The organism is Parasulfuritortus cantonensis, assembly GCF_004337445.1.
Lineage (GTDB): Bacteria > Pseudomonadota > Gammaproteobacteria > Burkholderiales > Thiobacillaceae > Parasulfuritortus > Parasulfuritortus cantonensis.
Genome location: NZ_SJZB01000027.1, coordinates 58,171 through 75,386, shown reverse-complemented (window position 1 = coordinate 75,386; position 17,216 = coordinate 58,171). Strand labels below are relative to the sequence as shown.

At 63.7% G+C, this 17,216-nt stretch carries 24 protein-coding genes; 14 read left to right on the top strand and 10 right to left on the bottom strand.

Annotated elements, in window-relative coordinates; genetic code table 11:
- The first annotated feature begins 17 nt into the window (after positions 1-17).
- On the top strand, positions 18-1,577 hold the full coding sequence (gene ilvA, locus EZJ19_RS07190) for a threonine ammonia-lyase, biosynthetic (protein WP_276320100.1): 1,560 nt from the start codon (positions 18-20) through the stop codon (positions 1,575-1,577).
- Between the two features lie 41 nt (positions 1,578-1,618).
- Here the strand turns inward: ilvA and EZJ19_RS07185 are convergent, their stop codons facing one another.
- From EZJ19_RS07185 to mobB, 6 genes are all read right to left on the bottom strand, one after another.
- A complete protein-coding gene (locus tag EZJ19_RS07185) occupies positions 1,619-1,801 on the bottom strand; it encodes a YgaP family membrane protein (protein WP_131446083.1) in 183 nt (60 codons plus the stop codon).
- An 88-nt stretch (positions 1,802-1,889) separates the two neighbouring features.
- Positions 1,890-2,552, bottom strand: coding sequence for a Crp/Fnr family transcriptional regulator (locus EZJ19_RS07180; RefSeq protein ID WP_131446081.1), 663 nt, complete (start codon positions 2,550-2,552; stop codon positions 1,890-1,892).
- A gap of 53 nt (positions 2,553-2,605) precedes the next feature.
- Entirely contained in the window at positions 2,606-3,052 is a 447-nt protein-coding gene (moaE, locus tag EZJ19_RS07175; protein ID WP_131446079.1) for a molybdopterin synthase catalytic subunit MoaE, read from the bottom strand.
- Position 3,053: 1 nt separating this feature from the next.
- Positions 3,054-3,305 carry a molybdopterin converting factor subunit 1 gene (gene moaD / locus EZJ19_RS07170; protein ID WP_131446077.1) on the bottom strand — a complete coding sequence of 84 codons (252 nt, stop codon included), beginning with the start codon at positions 3,303-3,305 and terminating at the stop codon, positions 3,054-3,056.
- On the bottom strand, positions 3,302-4,501 hold the full coding sequence (locus EZJ19_RS07165) for a molybdopterin molybdotransferase MoeA (protein WP_131446075.1): 1,200 nt from the start codon (positions 4,499-4,501) through the stop codon (positions 3,302-3,304). Before EZJ19_RS07165 ends, moaD begins: the two co-directional genes overlap by 4 nt.
- Positions 4,498-4,989: a molybdopterin-guanine dinucleotide biosynthesis protein B gene (mobB, locus tag EZJ19_RS07160; protein ID WP_131446073.1), complete on the bottom strand. Its 492-nt coding sequence runs from the start codon at positions 4,987-4,989 to the stop codon at positions 4,498-4,500. The genes EZJ19_RS07165 and mobB overlap by 4 nt, the downstream gene beginning before the upstream one ends.
- Positions 4,990-5,098: 109 nt before the next feature.
- Here mobB and moaA point away from each other — a divergent pair, with 109 nt between their 5' ends.
- Positions 5,099-6,079, top strand: coding sequence for a GTP 3',8-cyclase MoaA (gene moaA / locus EZJ19_RS07155; RefSeq protein ID WP_131446071.1), 981 nt, complete (start codon positions 5,099-5,101; stop codon positions 6,077-6,079).
- Between the two features lie 106 nt (positions 6,080-6,185).
- Positions 6,186-6,566: an aspartate 1-decarboxylase gene (panD, locus tag EZJ19_RS07150; RefSeq protein ID WP_131446069.1), complete on the top strand. Its 381-nt coding sequence runs from the start codon at positions 6,186-6,188 to the stop codon at positions 6,564-6,566.
- On the opposite strand, the gene ampD is transcribed toward panD, so the two are convergent.
- On the bottom strand, positions 6,526-7,086 hold the full coding sequence (ampD, locus tag EZJ19_RS07145; RefSeq protein WP_131446067.1) for a 1,6-anhydro-N-acetylmuramyl-L-alanine amidase AmpD: 561 nt from the start codon (positions 7,084-7,086) through the stop codon (positions 6,526-6,528). The genes panD and ampD overlap by 41 nt on opposite strands.
- Entirely contained in the window at positions 7,083-7,427 is a 345-nt protein-coding gene (locus tag EZJ19_RS07140) for a thioredoxin family protein (RefSeq protein WP_131446065.1), read from the bottom strand. The genes ampD and EZJ19_RS07140 overlap by 4 nt, the downstream gene beginning before the upstream one ends.
- Before the next feature lie 48 nt (positions 7,428-7,475).
- On the opposite strand from EZJ19_RS07140, the gene EZJ19_RS07135 reads away from it, so the two are divergent.
- The 11 genes from EZJ19_RS07135 (at position 7,476) to EZJ19_RS07090 (ending at position 15,086) form a co-directional block, all read left to right on the top strand.
- A complete protein-coding gene (locus EZJ19_RS07135; RefSeq protein WP_131446063.1) occupies positions 7,476-8,477 on the top strand; it encodes a sodium:calcium antiporter in 1,002 nt (333 codons plus the stop codon).
- A 103-nt stretch (positions 8,478-8,580) separates the two neighbouring features.
- Positions 8,581-9,099 carry a PAS domain-containing protein gene (locus EZJ19_RS07130; RefSeq protein ID WP_131446061.1) on the top strand — a complete coding sequence of 173 codons (519 nt, stop codon included), beginning with the start codon at positions 8,581-8,583 and terminating at the stop codon, positions 9,097-9,099.
- On the top strand, positions 9,074-10,525 hold the full coding sequence (locus tag EZJ19_RS16590; RefSeq protein WP_131446059.1) for a methyl-accepting chemotaxis protein: 1,452 nt from the start codon (positions 9,074-9,076) through the stop codon (positions 10,523-10,525). Before EZJ19_RS07130 ends, EZJ19_RS16590 begins: the two co-directional genes overlap by 26 nt.
- A 247-nt stretch (positions 10,526-10,772) precedes the next feature.
- Positions 10,773-11,159: a hypothetical protein gene (locus EZJ19_RS07120; RefSeq protein ID WP_131446057.1), complete on the top strand. Its 387-nt coding sequence runs from the start codon at positions 10,773-10,775 to the stop codon at positions 11,157-11,159.
- Between the two features lie 94 nt (positions 11,160-11,253).
- Positions 11,254-11,475, top strand: a complete 222-nt coding sequence (locus tag EZJ19_RS16790) for a PepSY domain-containing protein (protein WP_420813114.1) — start codon at positions 11,254-11,256, stop codon at positions 11,473-11,475.
- Positions 11,476-11,594: 119 nt separating this feature from the next.
- Positions 11,595-11,909, top strand: a complete 315-nt coding sequence (locus EZJ19_RS07115) for a hypothetical protein (protein ID WP_131446055.1) — start codon at positions 11,595-11,597, stop codon at positions 11,907-11,909.
- A 275-nt stretch (positions 11,910-12,184) separates the two neighbouring features.
- Complete coding sequence (locus EZJ19_RS07110) at positions 12,185-12,583, top strand: hypothetical protein (protein ID WP_131446053.1); 399 nt, start codon at positions 12,185-12,187, stop codon at positions 12,581-12,583.
- A 94-nt stretch (positions 12,584-12,677) separates the two neighbouring features.
- The gene (locus EZJ19_RS07105) at positions 12,678-13,265 is read left to right on the top strand and encodes a hypothetical protein (RefSeq protein WP_131446051.1); all 588 of its coding nucleotides are present in this window, start codon (positions 12,678-12,680) and stop codon (positions 13,263-13,265) included.
- A gap of 38 nt (positions 13,266-13,303) precedes the next feature.
- The gene (locus tag EZJ19_RS07100; RefSeq protein WP_206199354.1) at positions 13,304-13,942 is read left to right on the top strand and encodes an NAD(P)H-dependent oxidoreductase; all 639 of its coding nucleotides are present in this window, start codon (positions 13,304-13,306) and stop codon (positions 13,940-13,942) included.
- 263 nt (positions 13,943-14,205) lie between these two features.
- A complete protein-coding gene (locus EZJ19_RS07095; RefSeq protein WP_131446049.1) occupies positions 14,206-14,598 on the top strand; it encodes a hypothetical protein in 393 nt (130 codons plus the stop codon).
- A gap of 83 nt (positions 14,599-14,681) precedes the next feature.
- Positions 14,682-15,086: a hypothetical protein gene (locus EZJ19_RS07090; protein WP_131446047.1), complete on the top strand. Its 405-nt coding sequence runs from the start codon at positions 14,682-14,684 to the stop codon at positions 15,084-15,086.
- Positions 15,087-15,096: 10 nt separating this feature from the next.
- Here EZJ19_RS07090 and EZJ19_RS07085 read toward each other — a convergent pair whose 3' ends face one another.
- Positions 15,097-15,465, bottom strand: a complete 369-nt coding sequence (locus EZJ19_RS07085; RefSeq protein ID WP_131446045.1) for a DUF779 domain-containing protein — start codon at positions 15,463-15,465, stop codon at positions 15,097-15,099.
- A gap of 57 nt (positions 15,466-15,522) precedes the next feature.
- A complete protein-coding gene (adh, locus tag EZJ19_RS07080) occupies positions 15,523-17,043 on the bottom strand; it encodes an aldehyde dehydrogenase (protein ID WP_131446043.1) in 1,521 nt (506 codons plus the stop codon).
- Positions 17,044-17,216 lie beyond the last annotated feature (173 nt).

Sequence of the window (17,216 nt, the reverse complement as noted above, 5' to 3'; positions counted from 1 at the left end):
TTTGTTCTTTCCAGTTCTTGGCGAAACGCCGAGAATATCGGGCTTTCCCGCCTCGATCAAACCGGTCCATGTCCGACTACCTGGAAAGAATCCTGCTCGCCCGCGTCTACGACGTCGCCGTCGAATCCGACCTCGATGCCGCCCCCAATCTGTCCCGCCGGCTCAACAACCACGTCTGGCTCAAGCGCGAGGACATGCAACCGGTGTTCTCCTTCAAGCTGCGCGGCGCCTACAACAAGATGGCGCACCTCAGCAAGGCGCAGCTCGCCAAGGGCGTCGTCACCGCCTCGGCCGGCAACCACGCCCAGGGCGTCGCCATGGCGGCCCAGGTGCTCGGCTGCCAGGCCATCATCGTGATGCCGGCGACGACGCCGCAGATCAAGGTCGACGCGGTGGCCAAGCGCGGTGCCGAGGTGGTCCTGTTCGGCGATTCCTACGACGACGCCTACAAGCACGCCATGGCCATCGTCAAGAAGGAGAAGCGCACCTTCGTGCACCCCTACGACGACCCCGAGGTGATCGCCGGCCAGGGCACCATCGCCATGGAACTGCTGCGCCAGGCGCGCGACCCCATCGCCGCCGTGTTCGTGCCCGTCGGCGGCGGCGGCCTGATCGCCGGCATCGCCGCCTACATCAAGCGCCTTAAGCCGGAGATCAAGGTCATCGGCGTCGAGCCCGAGGAGGCCGACGCCATGGCCCGCTCGCTGTGCAAGAAGGAGCGCATCACCCTGCCCCAGGTCGGCATCTTCGCGGACGGCGTCGCCGTCAAGCAGGTCGGCGCCGAGACCTTCCGGCTCTGCCAGCAGTACGTCGACGAAGTGATCCGGGTCGACAACGACGCCATCTGCGCGGCCATCAAGGACGTCTTCGAGGACACCCGCTCGATCCTGGAACCGGCCGGCGCCCTCGGCGTGGCCGGCCTCAAGGCCTGGGCGGCGCGCGAGAAGGCCAAGGGCAAGCACCTGGTGGCGATCGCCTCCGGCGCCAACATGAACTTCGACCGCCTGCGCTTCGTCGCCGAGCGCGCCGAGCTGGGCGAGAAGCGCGAGGCCGTCCTGGCCGTCGCCATCCCCGAGAAACCGGGCAGTTTCAAGAAGTTCTGCTCCCTGGTCGGCGGCCGGGTCATCACCGAGTTCAACTACCGTTTCGCCGATCCGTCGGTCGCCCATGTCTACGTCGGCATCCAGGTCCACAACCGGGCCGAGATCGACAAGCTGGTCGCCGCCCTGAACAAGAACAACCTGCCCGTGCTCGACCTGTCCGAGAACGAGATGGCCAAGCTGCACATCCGCCACATGGTCGGCGGCCGGGCGCCGCAGGTGAAGGACGAGGTGATCTACCGCTTCGAGTTCCCGGAGCGGCCGGGCGCCCTGATGAACTTCCTCAACAGCATGAGCCATGACTGGAACATCAGCCTGTTCCACTACCGCAACCACGGCGCCGACTATGGCCGCGTCCTGTGCGGCATCCAGGTGCCGAGCGGCGAGAAGGCGGCGTTCCAGAAATTCCTCGACGGCCTCGGCTACCGCTACTGGAACGAGAGCCGCAACCCGGCCTACAAGCTGTTCCTGAAATGAAAAAGGCCCCGACCGGGGCCTTTTTCACGGTAAGCGCGGGCTTACTTGTTGGTGCTCAGGCCCAGCAGCGGGTAGAGCGGGCAGAACTTGATCAGGCCGGTGGCCAGCGGAACGATGCCGATCCAGGCCCAGACCGGGCCGCCCAGTACGGCCGCCCAGAGGACCAGGGCGGCGCCCAGGACAATGCGCAGGATGCGGTCGATGCCGCCGACGTTTGCTTTCATGCCTATCTCCTTCGGTTGAGGTCCACGCGGCCATCGCGCGGTATTTGGACAGCATAGGTCATGGCCGGCGCGGCGTCGGTGACTTTGGTCACCGAGGCCCCGAGGCGAATTCGGCCAGGGCGTCCGGGCGCAGGATTTCGATGCGTTCGCGGGCCAGGGCCAGCCAGCCCTGTTCCTCGAACTGCTTGAGCAGGCGGCTGACGATCTCGCGCACGCTGCCCAGCTCGTCGGCCAGCTGCTGGTGCGAACCCAGGATCAGCGGCGCGCGTGCCGCCAGGAGGCCGGCCAGGCGCTGGTCCAGCTTGCGGAAGGTGATCTCCTCGACCAGTTGCATGAGGCCGGCCAGGCGTTCGGCGAACAGGTGGAACACCGCCTGCCGGAACGGCGGATGGTGCTCGGTAAGATGCAGGAACAGGGGCCGCGGCAGGGCCACGGCGGTCACCTCGGTCTCGGCCACCCCGGTGGCCGGATAGGCGTCGGCGCCCAGCAGGCAACTGATGGTGACGATGCAGAGTTCGTCCCGGCGTACCCGGTACAGGCTGATCTCGCGCCCGCTCTCGGCACGCTTGAATACCCGGATGGAACCGGATACCACGAGTGGCAGGGCCTGGCAGGCATGGCCGGTATCGAACAGCAGGGTGCCGGACGGCACGGCCATGGCGATGGCCTGGCCGGCCACGGCGGCGCGCGCACCCGCGGGCAGGTCGGCCAGGGTTGGGCAGTCGCCCATCAGACGCTCGAGGTCGGACATGCGGCCTATGTTAGCGCTGCCGGCAGCCGCCGGCCACCGGCCGCACGGCGTCGTTACCAGCGTTGCGCCGCCGCGTCGTCGGTATCGCGCGCCTCGACCCAGCGTTCGCCGTCCGGGGTGACCTCCTTCTTCCAGAACGGTGCCCGCGTCTTGAGGTAGTCCATGATGAACTCGCAGGCCGCGAAGGCCTCGCCACGGTGCCCGGAGGCGACCGCCACCATGACGATGGGGTCGCTGGGGCGCAGCTGGCCGACCCGGTGGATGACGGTCACGTCGAGCAGTTCCCAGCGCGCCACGGCCTGGCCGACGATGCCGGCCAGGGCCTTCTCGGTCATGCCCGGGTAGTGCTCCAGGGTCAGGGCATGGACGCCGTCGCCCTCGTTGATGTCGCGCACCAGGCCGAGGAAGCTGGCCACGGCGCCGACCTTGGGATTGGCGCGGTAGAGGGCGGCGACCTCGGCGCCGAGGTCGAACGCTTCGGGCTGGACGGCGATCTTCACGTCAGCCCCCGGTCACGGGCGGGAAGATGGCCACCTCGTCGCCGTCGGCCAGGGCCGTGTCCGGCCCGGCCAGGTCCTGGTTCACGGCGACCCGGAAGGCGCGCTGGCCGGACAGCTCGTCGGCCCAGGGCTTGCCGCGCGTGCACAGCAGGGCGAGCAGGTCGGCGACGTCGCCGGCGGCCAGTTCGACCTCCTCGGAGGGGGTGCCGAAGGCCTCGCGCAGGCGGGCGAAGTAGAGGACGTTGATGTTCATGCCAGCAGCTCCGTCATGGGCAGGAAGGCGACCGGATCGCCGGCCTTGACCGTGGCGCCGGCGGCGATGTCGACCAGGCCGTCGGCCCAGGCCAGCGAGGTGAGCACGCCCGAGCTCTGGCTCGGGTAGAGGAGGGCGCGTCCATCCTCGTAGCGGGCGCGCAGGTATTCCCGGCGCTTGCCGGGTTTCGGCCAGTCGAAGCCGGCCGGCACCGTGTACGCCTTGACCGGGCCGACCTCGGCGCCCATGCGGGCGAGCAGGAAGGGGCGGGCGAACAGGCAGAACACCACGTAGGCGGACACCGGGTTGCCCGGCAGGCCGAGAAAGTCCGCCGCGCCGACCCGGCCGTAGACCAGCGGCTTGCCCGGCTTCATGGCCACCTGCCACATGTCGATGCGGCCCAGGCGTTCGAGGGCGGCCTTGACGTGGTCCTCCTCGCCGACCGAGACGCCGCCGCTGGTGATCACCACGTCGGCGGCCGCGGCGGCCTGCTCGAGCACGGCCAGGGTGGCGTCGAGCCGGTCCGGGACCTGGCCGAGGTCGACGATCTCGCAGCCGAGCTGGCCGAGCAGGCCGCGCAGGCTGGCGCGGTTGGAGTTGTAGATGCGTCCGGGCGCCAGGGCCTGGCCGGGCATGACGATCTCGTCGCCGGTGAAGAACACGGCCACCCGCAGGCGGCGGTAGACGGCGAGTTCCGTGGCCCCGACCGAGGCCGCCACGCCGAGCCGGGCCGGGGTCAGGCGCTGGCCGGCGGCGAGCACGGCCTGGCCGGCGCGGATGTCCTCGCCGGCGCGCCGGATGTTGGCCCCGGCCTTGGCCGGGCGCACGACCCGGACCCGGTCGCCGTCGGTCTCGCAATCCTCCTGCATCACCACCGTGTCGGCGCCCTCGGGCACCGGGGCGCCGGTGAAGATGCGGGCGGCGTCGCCGGCCTTGAGGGCGCCGCCGGGATGGCCGGCCGGGATGCGCTGGCCGATCGGCAGCCAGGCGCCGTCGGCCGCATCCGCCAGGCGCAGGGCGTAGCCATCCATGGCCGAATTGTCCAACGGCGGCACGGTCACCGCGGCGACCAGGGGGCGCGCGAGGACCCGCCCGAGGGCCAGGTCGGCCGCCAGGGTCTCGGTCTCGGCCAGTGGTGTTGCCGCGGCCAGCAGGCGGGCACGGGCTTCGTCGACGGTCAGGGTGGCGTGGCTCATTTCATTTCCAGGGTCTGCAGGATGAAGGCGTGGATGGCGTCGAGGTCGTCCAGGCCGAAGTGGGGCATCGGTGTCGGTGGCGGGTCGCCCAGGACCGCCAGCACGTGCGGGTCGCCCGGATACAGCCAGGGCTGGCCGAGGGCGTCGCGGTGCACCTCCAGCTTGGCGTGGTCGCCGTGCCGGAAGCCTTCCACCAGGACCAGGTCGCAGGGCGACAGCCGGGCCAGCAACTCGGCCAGCGCCGGCTCCGCTGCGCCGGCCAGTTCGTGCACCAGCATCCAGCGCTTGGGCGAGGCCAGCAGGACCTCGTTGGCGCCGGCCTGGCGGTGGCGCCAGGAATCCTTGCCGGGCTTGTCGACCTCGACGTCGTGGTGGCTCTGCTTGACGACCGCCACGCGCAGGCCGCCGGCGCGCAGACGCGGCAAAAGGCGCTCCAGGAGCGTGGTCTTTCCGCTGCCGCTGTAACCGGCGATTCCCAGGACTTTCATGGCATCATGATCGCATGGCGGAGGCGTCCGGACATGATCTAGGTCAAGGCGGCGCCGCGTCAATCGCGAGAATCTAAGCGCCACAGCCAACCACCCCGCTGAATCCGCCGTGTCCGACCCCGCACTCATCGACCGTTTCGGTCGCCGCATCGAATACCTCCGGCTGTCCGTCACGGACCGCTGCGACCTGCGCTGCGTGTACTGCATCCCGGAAGGCTTCAAGGGCTTCGAGGAGCCGGAGCACTGGCTCACCTTCGACGAACTGGAGCGCCTGCTCGGACTGTTCGCCAGCCTCGGTCTCAGGCGGGTGCGCTTCACCGGCGGCGAGCCGCTGCTGCGCCGCAACGTCAGCGACCTGGCGCGCCGGGTGGCCGCCATCCCGGGCATCGACGACCTGTCGATCTCCACCAACGCCACCCAGCTCGCCCAGCACGCCGAGGCCCTGAAGGCGGCCGGGGTGACGCGCCTGAACGTGTCCCTCGATTCCCTGCGCGGCGACCGCGTGGCGCGCATCAACGGCCGGCCGGTCCTCGGCCAGGTCCTGGACGGCCTGGCCGCCGGACGCGCGGCCGGCTTCGCGCCGATCAAGCTCAACATGGTGGCCATGCGCGAGAACGTCGACGAGATCGACGCCATGGTCGCCTATTGCATCGAGCAGGGCTTCGTCCTGCGCCTGATCGAACTCATGCCCATGGGCGACACCGCGCGCCGGATGGGCTACGTCGACCTGCAGCCGATCAAGGAGCAGCTGCGCCGGCGCTTCGGCCTGGTCGACGCCCTGCTGCCCGGCGGCGGCCCGGCCCGCTACCTGGCCAGCCGGGATGGCCGCTTCACGGTCGGCTTCATCACGCCGATCTCGCAGCATTTCTGCGACACCTGCAACCGGGTCCGCCTGACCGTGGACGGCACCCTGCACCTGTGCCTGGGCCAGGAGGAGCGCATGGAGTTCCGGCCCCTGCTGCGCGGTGGCGCCTCGGATGCCGAGATCGTTGCGGCCATCCGCCACGCCATCGACCTCAAGCCGGAGCGCCACGAATTCCGCGAGGAACCGGAAAAGGTCGTCCGCTTCATGAACATGACCGGCGGCTGAGGCCGGCGGTGGCCCGGGCGGGCCGGGAGCATTGAAATTTTTCGACTATTCGGAGTGTGGATTTTTTTTATAATTATTCCTCCGATCTATTAATACTCTCACCGCCATGCAACGCTCCATGTTGAAATCCAAGCTGCACCGCGTGCACGTCACAGCATCGGAACTCAACTACGAGGGGTCCTGCGCCATCGACGAGCTGCTGCTGGAGGCGGCGGATATCCGGGAGTACGAGCAGATCGACATCTACAACGTCAACAACGGCGAGCGTTTCACCACCTACGCCATCCGCGGCCAGCGCGGCAGCGGCATGATCTCGGTGAACGGCGCTGCGGCCCGCAAGGCGGCCGAGGGCGACGTCCTGATCATCGCCTCCTTCGCCGACTACAACGAGGTCGAGCTGGCCAAGCACGAGCCCACCCTGGTCTACGTCGACGACAAGAACCGCGTCAAGCGGATCGGCTCGGCGATCCCTGCCCAGGCCGCCTGACCCGTCCCCAGTCGAAGCACGGTCCCGGGTCGGTCTTGCGGCCCGGCGCGATGTCCGAGTGGCCGGTCACGTCGGCGATCGGATAGCGCGCGTACAACTCCCCGAGCAGTTCGTTCAGGCGCACATACTGGGCGTCTGTGAAGGGCTGCTCGTCGCTGCCCTCCAGCTCGATGCCGACGGCGAAGTCGTTGCAGCGCGCGCGCTCGCGCCAGCTCGACAGGCCGGCATGCCAGGCGCGCTTGGCGCAGGCGACGAACTGGATCGTCTCGCCGTCGCGCCGGATCAGGAAGTGCGCCGACACGCGCAGGTCCTTGATCGTGGCGTAGAACGGGTGCTCGGCGGGATCGAGGCGGTTGCCGAACAGTTCCAGGATGCCGGGACCGCCGAACTGGCCGGGCGGCAGGCTGATGTTGTGCACCACGACCAGTTCGACCGCCATGTCTTCGGGACGTTCGTCGAAGTTGTCCGAGGGCAGCCGGCGCACCCCGGCCAGCCAGCCCTCGGCGTCCAGGCCGGTCATGGTTCCTCCTCCGCCGGCGCCGCCAGGGCGCGGGAGATGGCGGGGCGCAGGATCGCGGGGGTGACCTGGCAGTCCAGGCGGGCGTGGTAGTGGCCGTCCCGATACAGGAACAGGCCGGGCAGGTGGAATACGTCGAAGGCCCGGGTCAGCGCCAGGCTGTCGCGCGCGTCCACCTTGAACAGGGCGACGCCGTCCGGGGCGGCCCCGGGCAGCAGGCGCTCGACCTGCCGGCAGGTCGAGCAGGTCGGGCTGGAGAACAGCACCAGGGCCGGCCCCGCCGTCGCCGCCAGGCGGCGGTGGTAGTCGAATTCGTCGAGGGGCTGGAACGGGCTGCGCTGCATCGCGGCATTATCACTTAGAATGCCGCCTCCAAGACGCGGAGTGTCGCCATGCTGGTGTTGCAGTTGCTGTTCTTCCTGGTGCTCATCCTGATCGCCGCCGAGGTGTTCGTGAACGCGCTGGAGCACCTGGGCGAGCGCCTGAAGATTTCCGAGGGGGTCACCGGTTCCGTGTTCGCCGCCATCGGCACCGCCCTGCCGGAGACCATCGTGCCGCTCATCGCCATCTTCGGCGGCACCCAGAACCAGCGCCTGAACGAGGAGATCGGCGTCGGCGCCATCCTCGGCGCGCCCCTCATGCTGTCCACCCTGTCGATCTTCCTGATGGCCCTGTCGGTCTGGAAGCGGCGCGGCACCCACGGTCACCTCAACCCCGAGCGCACCGGCCTGGCCCGCGACCTCAACTTCTTCCTGGCCGCCTTCTCGCTGTCCTGCCTGGCCCTGTTCGTGCCGCACGAAACCGCCGGCATCCGGGCCGCCCTGGCCTTCGTCATGGTGACGATCTATTTCTTCTACCTCATGCTGACCATCAAGGCCTCCGAGAAGCTGGTCAAGGACGGCCACGGTACCGAGGCCGAGGAGCCGATGTTCCTGACCAGGCTGGGCCTGCCGGAAGGCTGGGTCACCATCTTTTTCCAGCTCGGCGTCGGCCTCGCCCTGCTCGTGGGCGGCGCCAAGGGCTTCATCCACGGCATCGAGCAGGCCGCGCCGCTGCTCGGCATCTCGGCCCTGATGCTGTCCCTGATGATCGTGCCGATCGCCACCGAACTGCCCGAGAAGGTCAATTCCATACTCTGGATACGCCGGCACAAGGACACCCTGGCGTTCGGCAACATCACCGGCGCCATGGTGTTCCAGGGCACCCTGCTGCCGGCCATCGGCATCCTGCTGACGCCCTGGGTGCCGGTCAAGGAAGTGCTCGCCGGCGTGGTCATCACCCTGGTTGCGGCGGCCTGGGTGCGCTTCATGCTGGCGCGCGGCCAGTTGCGCATCTGGCATCTGGCGATCAACGGCGGCCTGTACGTCACCTACCTGACCATCGCGCTGAGCTGAAGCCGGCCGGATCGCGCCCCGGGGCATTAAAGACCCTGCGCCGCGCTGCCGTTATCTCCGCCATCTTATAAACGGGCCGCAACAGGCCCGGGATGGAGCGGACATGAAAAACCGGGTCACCCCCAGCGCGGTCGAACGGGTCATGCGGGCAGACGATTTCATCGTCTCCAAGACCGATCTCTCGGGCCGCATCACCTACGGCAACCGCATCTTCATGGAGTTTTCCGGCTACGGCGAGGCGGAACTGCTCGGCGCCCAGCACAACATCATCCGCCACCCGGACATGCCGCGCGGCGTGTTCAAGCTGCTCTGGGACACCATCCAGGCCAAGCAGGAATGCTTCGCCTACGTGAAGAACCTGGCCAAGGACGGCAGCTTCTACTGGGTGTTCGCCAACGTCACCCCCAACTTCAGCCCCGCCGGCGAGGTGACGGGCTACTTCTCGGTGCGCCGCAAGCCCCGTCCCGAGGCGGTCAAGATCGTCGCCGACATCTACCGGGATATGCTCGCCGTCGAGGCCAAGGCCGGACCCCGGGACGCCTGCGCGGCCTCCCTGGCGTTCCTCACGAAACAACTCACGGGAAAGGGCGCGAGCTATGCAGAATTCATCCTTACCCTCTAGGCTGACCTTCTTTGCCGCCCTGTTCATCGGCCTGATGCTGGTCGACTTCACGTCGCGGACCCTCCTGCGCGGCTTCCACTGGGACAACCTGATGTTCCTCAGCCTGTCCCTGCTGATCGGCGTCTGGATGTGGTCGTTCGGGCGCAGCTACGTGGCGCCCCTCGCGCAGCTCTCCGAGGTGATCCAGGACATCAGCCAGGGTTGTTTCGGCCGCCGCATCACCGGCATCCGGGACGACAACGAGATCGGCCGCCTGTCCTGGCAAGTCAACGACATGCTCGACCAGCTGGAGTCGTTCACGCGCGAGCAGAACACCACCTTCCGCATGCACATCGATGGCCAGTTCTTCCGCAAGGCCATGCCCTGCGGCATGCACGGCGCCTTCAGGAAAGGCCTGGAGAACCAGAACGTCATGCTCGAAGCCCTGGCCACCAACACCCACCAGCACATGCGCAACCTGCTGCTGTCCATGGTGCACGGCCTCAACACCCGCAACCTGCTGGTCAACCTGGCCTCCAACCAGGCCGACCTGATGCACATCACCGAGACCTTGAAGGCGGTCTCCGCCGAGGCGCACCGTACCAACGACCTGGCCGAGAGCAGCCAGGGCTCGGTACGCCAGGTGGTCGGCAACCTGGGCGACATCTCCGGGCGTATCGAACATGCCAGCCGCGCGGTCGGGCAACTGAACGCCAAGGGGACTGAAATCCAGCAGGCCGTCAGCCTGATCAACGCCATCGCCGACCAGACCAACCTGCTCGCCCTCAACGCCGCCATCGAGGCGGCGCGCGCCGGCGAGGCGGGGCGTGGCTTCGCGGTCGTCGCCGACGAGGTGCGCAAGCTGGCCGAGAATACCAAGAGCGCCTCGGTCTCCATCGGCAAGATCATGGACGACCTGCTGCGCGAGGCCATGGTGATGCAGGAGGACTCCACGATCATGACCGACCTGGCCCAGGTTTCACGCGGTTCCGTCGAGGCGCTGTCGGCCAGCTTCAGGCAGTTCGCCGATTCGGCGCGCAACACCCTGGACGAGTCGCAACGGGCGCTGGACAAGAGTTTCGCGTCCCTGATCAAGGTCGACCACGTCATCTACAAGCAGCGCACCTACATGGCGATCAACAGCAACGGCGCCGACGAATACGCCAAGCCGGTCGGGACCGACTGCCACGGCTGCCGGCTCGGCAAGTGGTATTACGAGGGCGACGGCTGGCAGCGTTTCCACGACGTGCCGTCGTTCGCCGCCATGGAGACACCGCACTGCGACGTCCACCAGCAGGCCCACCAGGCGCTTGCGCTGCTGCACGAGGACTGGGAGCACAGCGTCGACGTCCAGCAACGCATCTACGCCGCCCTGGAAACCATGGAAGCGGGCAGTTCCGGCGTCATGCAGATCATCGACAGGATGGTGGAGGAAAAGCACGGTTAGCCGATGCGGTACACCCATCGGCAACCACTCTCCCAACCCATGCGGCTATAACTTTCGGCCGATTGTTGCTTCCCTGGTTAGGCATACAATCGCAGCAAAGCTGGCCAGACCGGCGCCCGGCTTTTCTGCCGCGCATATAGAGATGGGGGGGTGATAAATATCAACAAGATCAGGTGGATATGGAGTCTTCTGGCCTGTCTCCATAGCAACAAATGTCCGGATGGGGGCGTCTCTCCATCAAATGGTTATGCCTAGCATCAACGCTTCTTCAGCAATAGCGGTGACCGCTTTTGCATTGGCCGCTTGTGGCGAGCCGCATCGTGCTGCCGCTCAGCAATATTTAACTCTGGCAGAAGGAGTGCTGATTGCGAACGGCATTTGCGCCTCTGCCTCCGATTGCCAGAGGAAAGAGTTGTTGTTTTGGGAGGGTGGCGAGGTAAATCTCGGTGTGGTCGGTTGGGGCGGTGCTTACGTCAATCTCTATGCCACGCAAGACCCCGCGCTAGTCGATGCGATCGTTTCAAAATTCAAAGAGGCTCACACGCGGCAACCAGACCCCCAAGTAACGCTTACGGTTTTCAGTTCCCCCCACTCTCAGCCTGAAGTGCAGTTTCGTAAGGTGGTTCTCAAGTGAGTTTTCGGCCAAGGCATAGCATGGCGCTCAACCTCGCTCACACTTGGCGGAACACTGTTCTTTGTATCGATCTCACAGGGACAAATCGCGAGCCATGATTGACCGAGACCAAGCCATCACAATTGCGCGGGATCGTGCGACAGCGTTGGGGTGGGCGTTTAGTGAGCCACTAGAGATCATCGTACGTCGGGGCTGGTTCGGAGGTACAAGTCGCTTTGAGATCGAAACAAATACCGGCAAGCGAGGCACGAAGGCCCATTTTATGATCGATGCGAAGACCGGTGAGATTGTCTCCGAGGGCCACCTTGCGCGATAGGCGCAGCCATATGGTGCAGACTGTGAGCGTGTGGGCTAACCCTCGCTTCGAGGGGACGGCCCGCAAGCTGCGCTTGCAGGTCCCCTCCGCCCTGCAAGCTAGACGTTGGGCATAACCGCATGCGCGCCTTGCTGGTCGCCGTTTTGGCCGTGAGTGCTAGCGCATGCTCTGCTGATACCCAGTATAAAAATGCGGCAGAGTTTGAGGCGGCGGTGGAATCGTGGCGGTTGGTTGGGAAGTCAGAAAGCGACGCTATGGCTTTCCTTCGGAAACAGGGTTTTCTGTGTAAAGAGCATTACTGCTACAAGCAAACGAAGGGATTGGTTTGCAATCAGAAGTTAAAGATCGACTTCGTGCTAAATAAAGAAAAAACAATTGTTCAAGCCACTATTTTGAAACTTCCTAATGGGCATTTGCCTGATGCTTGTTTGTAGCCGTGCGCCCAACAATGCGTTCGAGCAGGACGCTCCGCCAGCAAGGGCTGCTTGCTGCCTCCGCGCCCCTCAACCTTGACGTTGGCTAACCGTTCATCTAACTGAACCTGATAGAATGGCCGTAGGGGCTGGTTAATTCAAAGCTTATGCATATTAATACTCGGCTTCCGCTAGCGTGCTTTCTTACTAGCACAGCCCTTGTCGCGAACGGCGTATCCGAATGGCCTTACTCAATTCGCCTCGTGTATTTACCGCTAAACGGATGGATCTTTGCTATGGCGGCGGTATCCATACCTGTCTCACTAGTGTTTATCGGCAGAGCTTTCACTCTCCGCTTCGCACGTTACCTAACGTTTCTTGCCGTCGCAGTGCTGTCAGTGCCAATGTTTTTGTTTTCGTTTTTAGGAGTGGTTAATCCAGTTGCCAGCGAGTTACAAGATTCTTTGTCGCTCGATTCGGTGACGTATCGTATCTATATGCGAACCCCAGGCTTTGTTACTGCGCAGCCATTCACTATTTTGCGTAAGGAACTAGATACACCTTTTGGTTTTAAGTTCGTTCGCACGATTTGGGCAAACGAACGCTATGGAAAAGCTCGGCTTCACTCAGTCAATGGTTCGACACTAGAAATCGAGATCGACGGTGATTTCTATCGAGAAAACATAAAGATATGAGTTCACAATGGATAATCCGTCATTCCAACGGGCCTGCGCAAGAAGCCGCGCAGCCCGGTGAATCGATACGTTACTCGCCAATGGGCTCTCACAAATGGAACAACTGAAGCCATTCAATACACTCATGGAGCCAGATGAGCGGCAGCGTTCTTTCGCGCGCTTCGACCCGGCTATTGGTGATTTCCGTCCCTTACGAGCCGAGGATACGTACGCGCTTATCGAGGATGTCCGGCTCCACGAAGGAGTACCAGAAGCAGTTCGCGGTCATTTCGCTACTGCGCAGAATCTGATTGCCTACTCATGGTTCTACTATCCGTTCAACGTAACGGCGGAGCTACTGGCGTATGTCTCGGTAGAGTTTGCGCTCAAGCTCTGCTACCCCGGCAACGAGAAAGCCTCGTTCAAGAATCTCCTGCGCCGTGCTGTCGAGGATGGCACGGTGACGAATTCGGGCTTTTCTATCATTCAGGCAAGAGAGCAGGAGCGCCAAGAGTGGGGCGTGTTTATCCAAGAAGATGCGCCCGTGGCTGATTATGCCGTTACGCTTGTAGAGGCAATGCCCTACCTTCGCAATTCGCTAGCCCATGGAAGCAGTACGCTCCACATGCACGGCGCAAACACGTTGCGCACGTGTGCCGAACTCATCAATCAACTATTCTCCGAGGTCGCGAGTGACAGCTAACCTTTCCATCGAGCGGGTATGCCCCAGTAAGCCGGGGCATGCCGGGCATGTGGGACGTTAGCCAGCAGATGCACCCTGTCCCGCCAATGAAATGCTTAGTCGTCGTCGCTCACCCGCGTAGCGATAGCTTGTGCAGTGCCATGGCCCGGTCGGCTATCGAGACATTGACCGCCAACGGTCACGAAGTACAGATCGAAGATCTTTACCAATCTGGTTTCGCGCCCGCCCTCACGGCTAGCGAACGCCTGAGCTATTATTCGCCGGCATTCGACACTACCGCGATTCAATCCGAAGTCGCCCGCTTGCTCTCCGCCCACGCCCTTGTTCTCGTTTTCCCAACATGGTGGTTTGGTTTCCCGGCAATCCTGAAAGGCTGGTTTGACCGCGTATGGGCTCCCGGCGTCGCCTACGACCATGCAACCGATTTTGGTCCAATCAAGCCAAGACTTAACCTCCTTCGAAATGCGCTTGCAGTTACTTCGCTTGGATCGCCGTGGTGGGTTGATCGTCTGGTACTTCGGCAGCCAGTAAAACGGGTACTGAAGACGGCTCTGCTAGGGACCTGTGCCCCTGCCTGTCGGTTTGAAATGTTGTCGCTTTACAAAGCCGAGCGCCTCGCGCCAAGCGAGGTTCAGGTGTTCTGTTCGCGTATTGAACGCGTGCTTTCAGAATGGTAATAACCCTATCCACACTGCTGGCTACCTCCTGCGAATCGCTTTTTTAAATCAGGTCATGTTTTTCTACAGCCTCGTTCGATTCGCATATCCAATCTCATGGTGCTCTTGTTAAGCCGTTGAAGAGTCCGATGGATGCAATAGCTCGATAAAGTCGATCTCACCAATTGCTCCCGAATCGACGATCTCACTTCTTGGAAGGGTAAAGGTGGCTATGAAATCGCACGATTTTAGGCGTCAAATGAGTTTTTAAATGGTTTGCTAGTATGATACGCATCGCTTTTATCGCAATGGCTGTAATTTCGATTGCTATTGCCGTGGCAATCGTGTTTTCGGGAAGAATAAAGCAACACATCGTTGAGTCGTTGTTAAAAAACAACGAAGACTATATATCAATAGAACAGGCTCAGGATCTGAGCGCCTGTGCAAAGCTTAAGGGCATGACATTTAAAATTCCACTAAATTACATGGGCCAAGCTTATGACAGGAGGGCGTTTGGATGGCGAACTATACCTAGAAAAATGGTCAAAGGGTGCCGCCCGTATGACGTCGATTATATCCATATCAAGGCGCTACTCCCAGAATTGTCCCCGATATGCGAATCAAATATGGGAGACTTTGGGGTAATGGGGCCTGGCAAAAAATATCCGTTTCACTAACCTACGGTAGGTCTTGGGATTACTATTTTAGAAACACATTTCCTCATCTTATAAGTAGACCTGCTTCATCTACAATATATGGGATGCATCACTTCTACGATTCGGCGTCGAGGGAGGATGTTTATCTGAGTGACGACAAGCCTACGCGCGGCCTAATAAAGATGCGTTGCATGGACAACAGTCAGCACCAATTTCCCCACCCGATGTGCCGAGTGGAATCTGACTATCAACCCAATCCAGAACAGAATATGGGCAAATCGGATTCGACAACTGTTTTGCTGCTCCAGTATTTCTTCTCAATCGAATATGCTCCAGATCTACGGACGATAGATCAGAATCTTAAGCAACTATTTGACGGCTTCATTGACGCGGCGCCTCGCGATTTGACAATGCTTGATATGGGGCGATTCTGCCAAGCGAACGAGGCCGGAATGCTGGCTGCCTGGCGGACGGTAGCGCTCGTTTGGAAACCGATCCGCGGAGCCTGAGCGCCGATCCTCAGCCCACCGGCCGCGTGCTCAACTCTGCCCATTCCTCGTCCGTGTACAGGCGCGAGCGGGTCAGGAAGCGCAGGCCTTCCGGGCCTTCCAGGGAGAACATGCCGCCCCGGCCGGGTACCACGTCGATGATCAGCTGGGTGTGTTCCCAGTATTCGAACTGGGCCCGGCTCATGTAGAACGGGCAGCCGCCGATCTCGCCCAACTGGACGTCCGCGTCGCCGACCAGGAATTCCCCGAGCGGGTAGCACATGGGGGCGCTGCCGTCGCAGCAGCCGCCGGACTGGTGGAACATGAGGGGACCGTGCTTGCCCTTGAGGCGCTCGATCAGCTCCAGGGTGGCGTCGGTGGCCACCACGCGTTCGGTCATGGATGCCTCCTGTGTCCGGGCGGACGGGCCCGGGGCCCGTCCGCGTTCAGGTCACGCTCAGAAGAAGCCGAGCGCGTTCGGGCTGTAGCTCACCAGCAGGTTCTTGGTCTGCTGGTAGTGGTCCAGCATCATCTTGTGGGTCTCGCGCCCGATGCCGGACTGCTTGTAGCCGCCGAACGCCGCGTGCGCGGGATAGGCGTGGTAGCAGTTGGTCCACACGCGGCCGGCCTTGATGGCCCGGCCCATGCGGTAGGCGCGGCTGCCGTCCCGGCTCCACACCCCGGCACCGAGGCCGTACAGGGTGTCGTTGGCGATGGCCAGGGCCTCGGCCTCGTCCTTGAAGGTGGTCACCGACACCACCGGGCCGAAGATCTCCTCCTGGAAGATGCGCATCTTGTTGTGGCCCTTGAACACCGTGGGCTGGACGTAGTAGCCGCCGGCGATGTCGCCGGCCATCCTGGCGCGGTCGCCGCCGGCCAGGCACTGGGCGCCTTCCTTGGCGCCGATGTCCATGTAGGACAGGATCTTTTCCAACTGCTCGGTGGAGGCCTGGGCGCCCACCATGGTCTCGGTGTCGAGGGGGTTGCCCTGCTTGATCGCCTTGACCCGGGCAATGGCGCGCTCCATGAACTTGTCGTAGACGGACTCCTGGATCAGGGCGCGGCTCGGGCAGGTGCACACCTCGCCCTGGTTGAAGGCGAACAGGACGAAGCCCTCGATGGCCTTGTCGAAGAAGGCGTCGTCCGTGGCGGCGACGTCGTCGAAGAAGATGTTGGGCGACTTGCCGCCCAGTTCCAGGGTGACCGGGATGATGTTCTGGCTGGCGTACTGCATGATCAGGCGGCCGGTGGTGGTCTCGCCGGTGAAGGCGATCTTGGCGATGCGCTTGTTCGAGGCCAGGGGCTTGCCGGCCTCGAGGCCGAAGCCGTTGACGATGTTGAGGACGCCGGCGGGCAGCAGGTCGGCGATGGTTTCCATCAGGACCAGGATGCTGACCGGGGTCTGCTCGGCCGGCTTCAGGACCACGCAGTTGCCGGCGGCCAGGGCGGGCGCCAGCTTCCAGGCCGCCATCAGGATGGGGAAGTTCCAGGGGATGATCTGGCCGACCACGCCCAGGGGCTCGTGGTAGTGGTAGGCGACGGTGTTCTCGTCCAGCTCGGCCAGGCTGCCCTCCTGGGCGCGGATGCAGCCGGCGAAGTAGCGGAAGTGGTCGGCCGCCAGGGGGATGTCGGCGGCCAGGGTCTCGCGGATCGGCTTGCCGTTGTCCACCGTCTCGGCGTAGGCCAGGGCCTCCAGGTTGGCGTCGATGCGGTCGGCGATCCTGTTCAGGATGTTGGCCCGCTCGGTGACCGAGGTCTTGCCCCAGGCGTCGGCGGCGGCGTGGGCGGCGTCCAGGGCCAACTCGATGTCCTCGGCCGAGGAGCGGGCGGCCTGGCAGTACACCTTGCCGTTGATCGGGGTGACGTTGTCGAAGTATTGGCCCTGGACCGGCGGGGTCCACTTGCCGCCGATGAAGTTGTCGTACTTGGCCTTGAACTGGACCTTGGCGTCGGCGCTGCCGGGTGCGGCGTAAATCATGGTCGTCTCCTAACGAAGTGGTGTTATGCGTCCGGCGCGGCGCCGGGACGACTGCCCAGGGGGCAAGCCGCGTGCCAGCGGCCGCTCGGACGGCAAGCCATTGATCTACAAGCGGAAGGACTTGTCCTCCGGGCAGGCGGGTACGTATCATCCGGGAACACTGTCCCGAAATG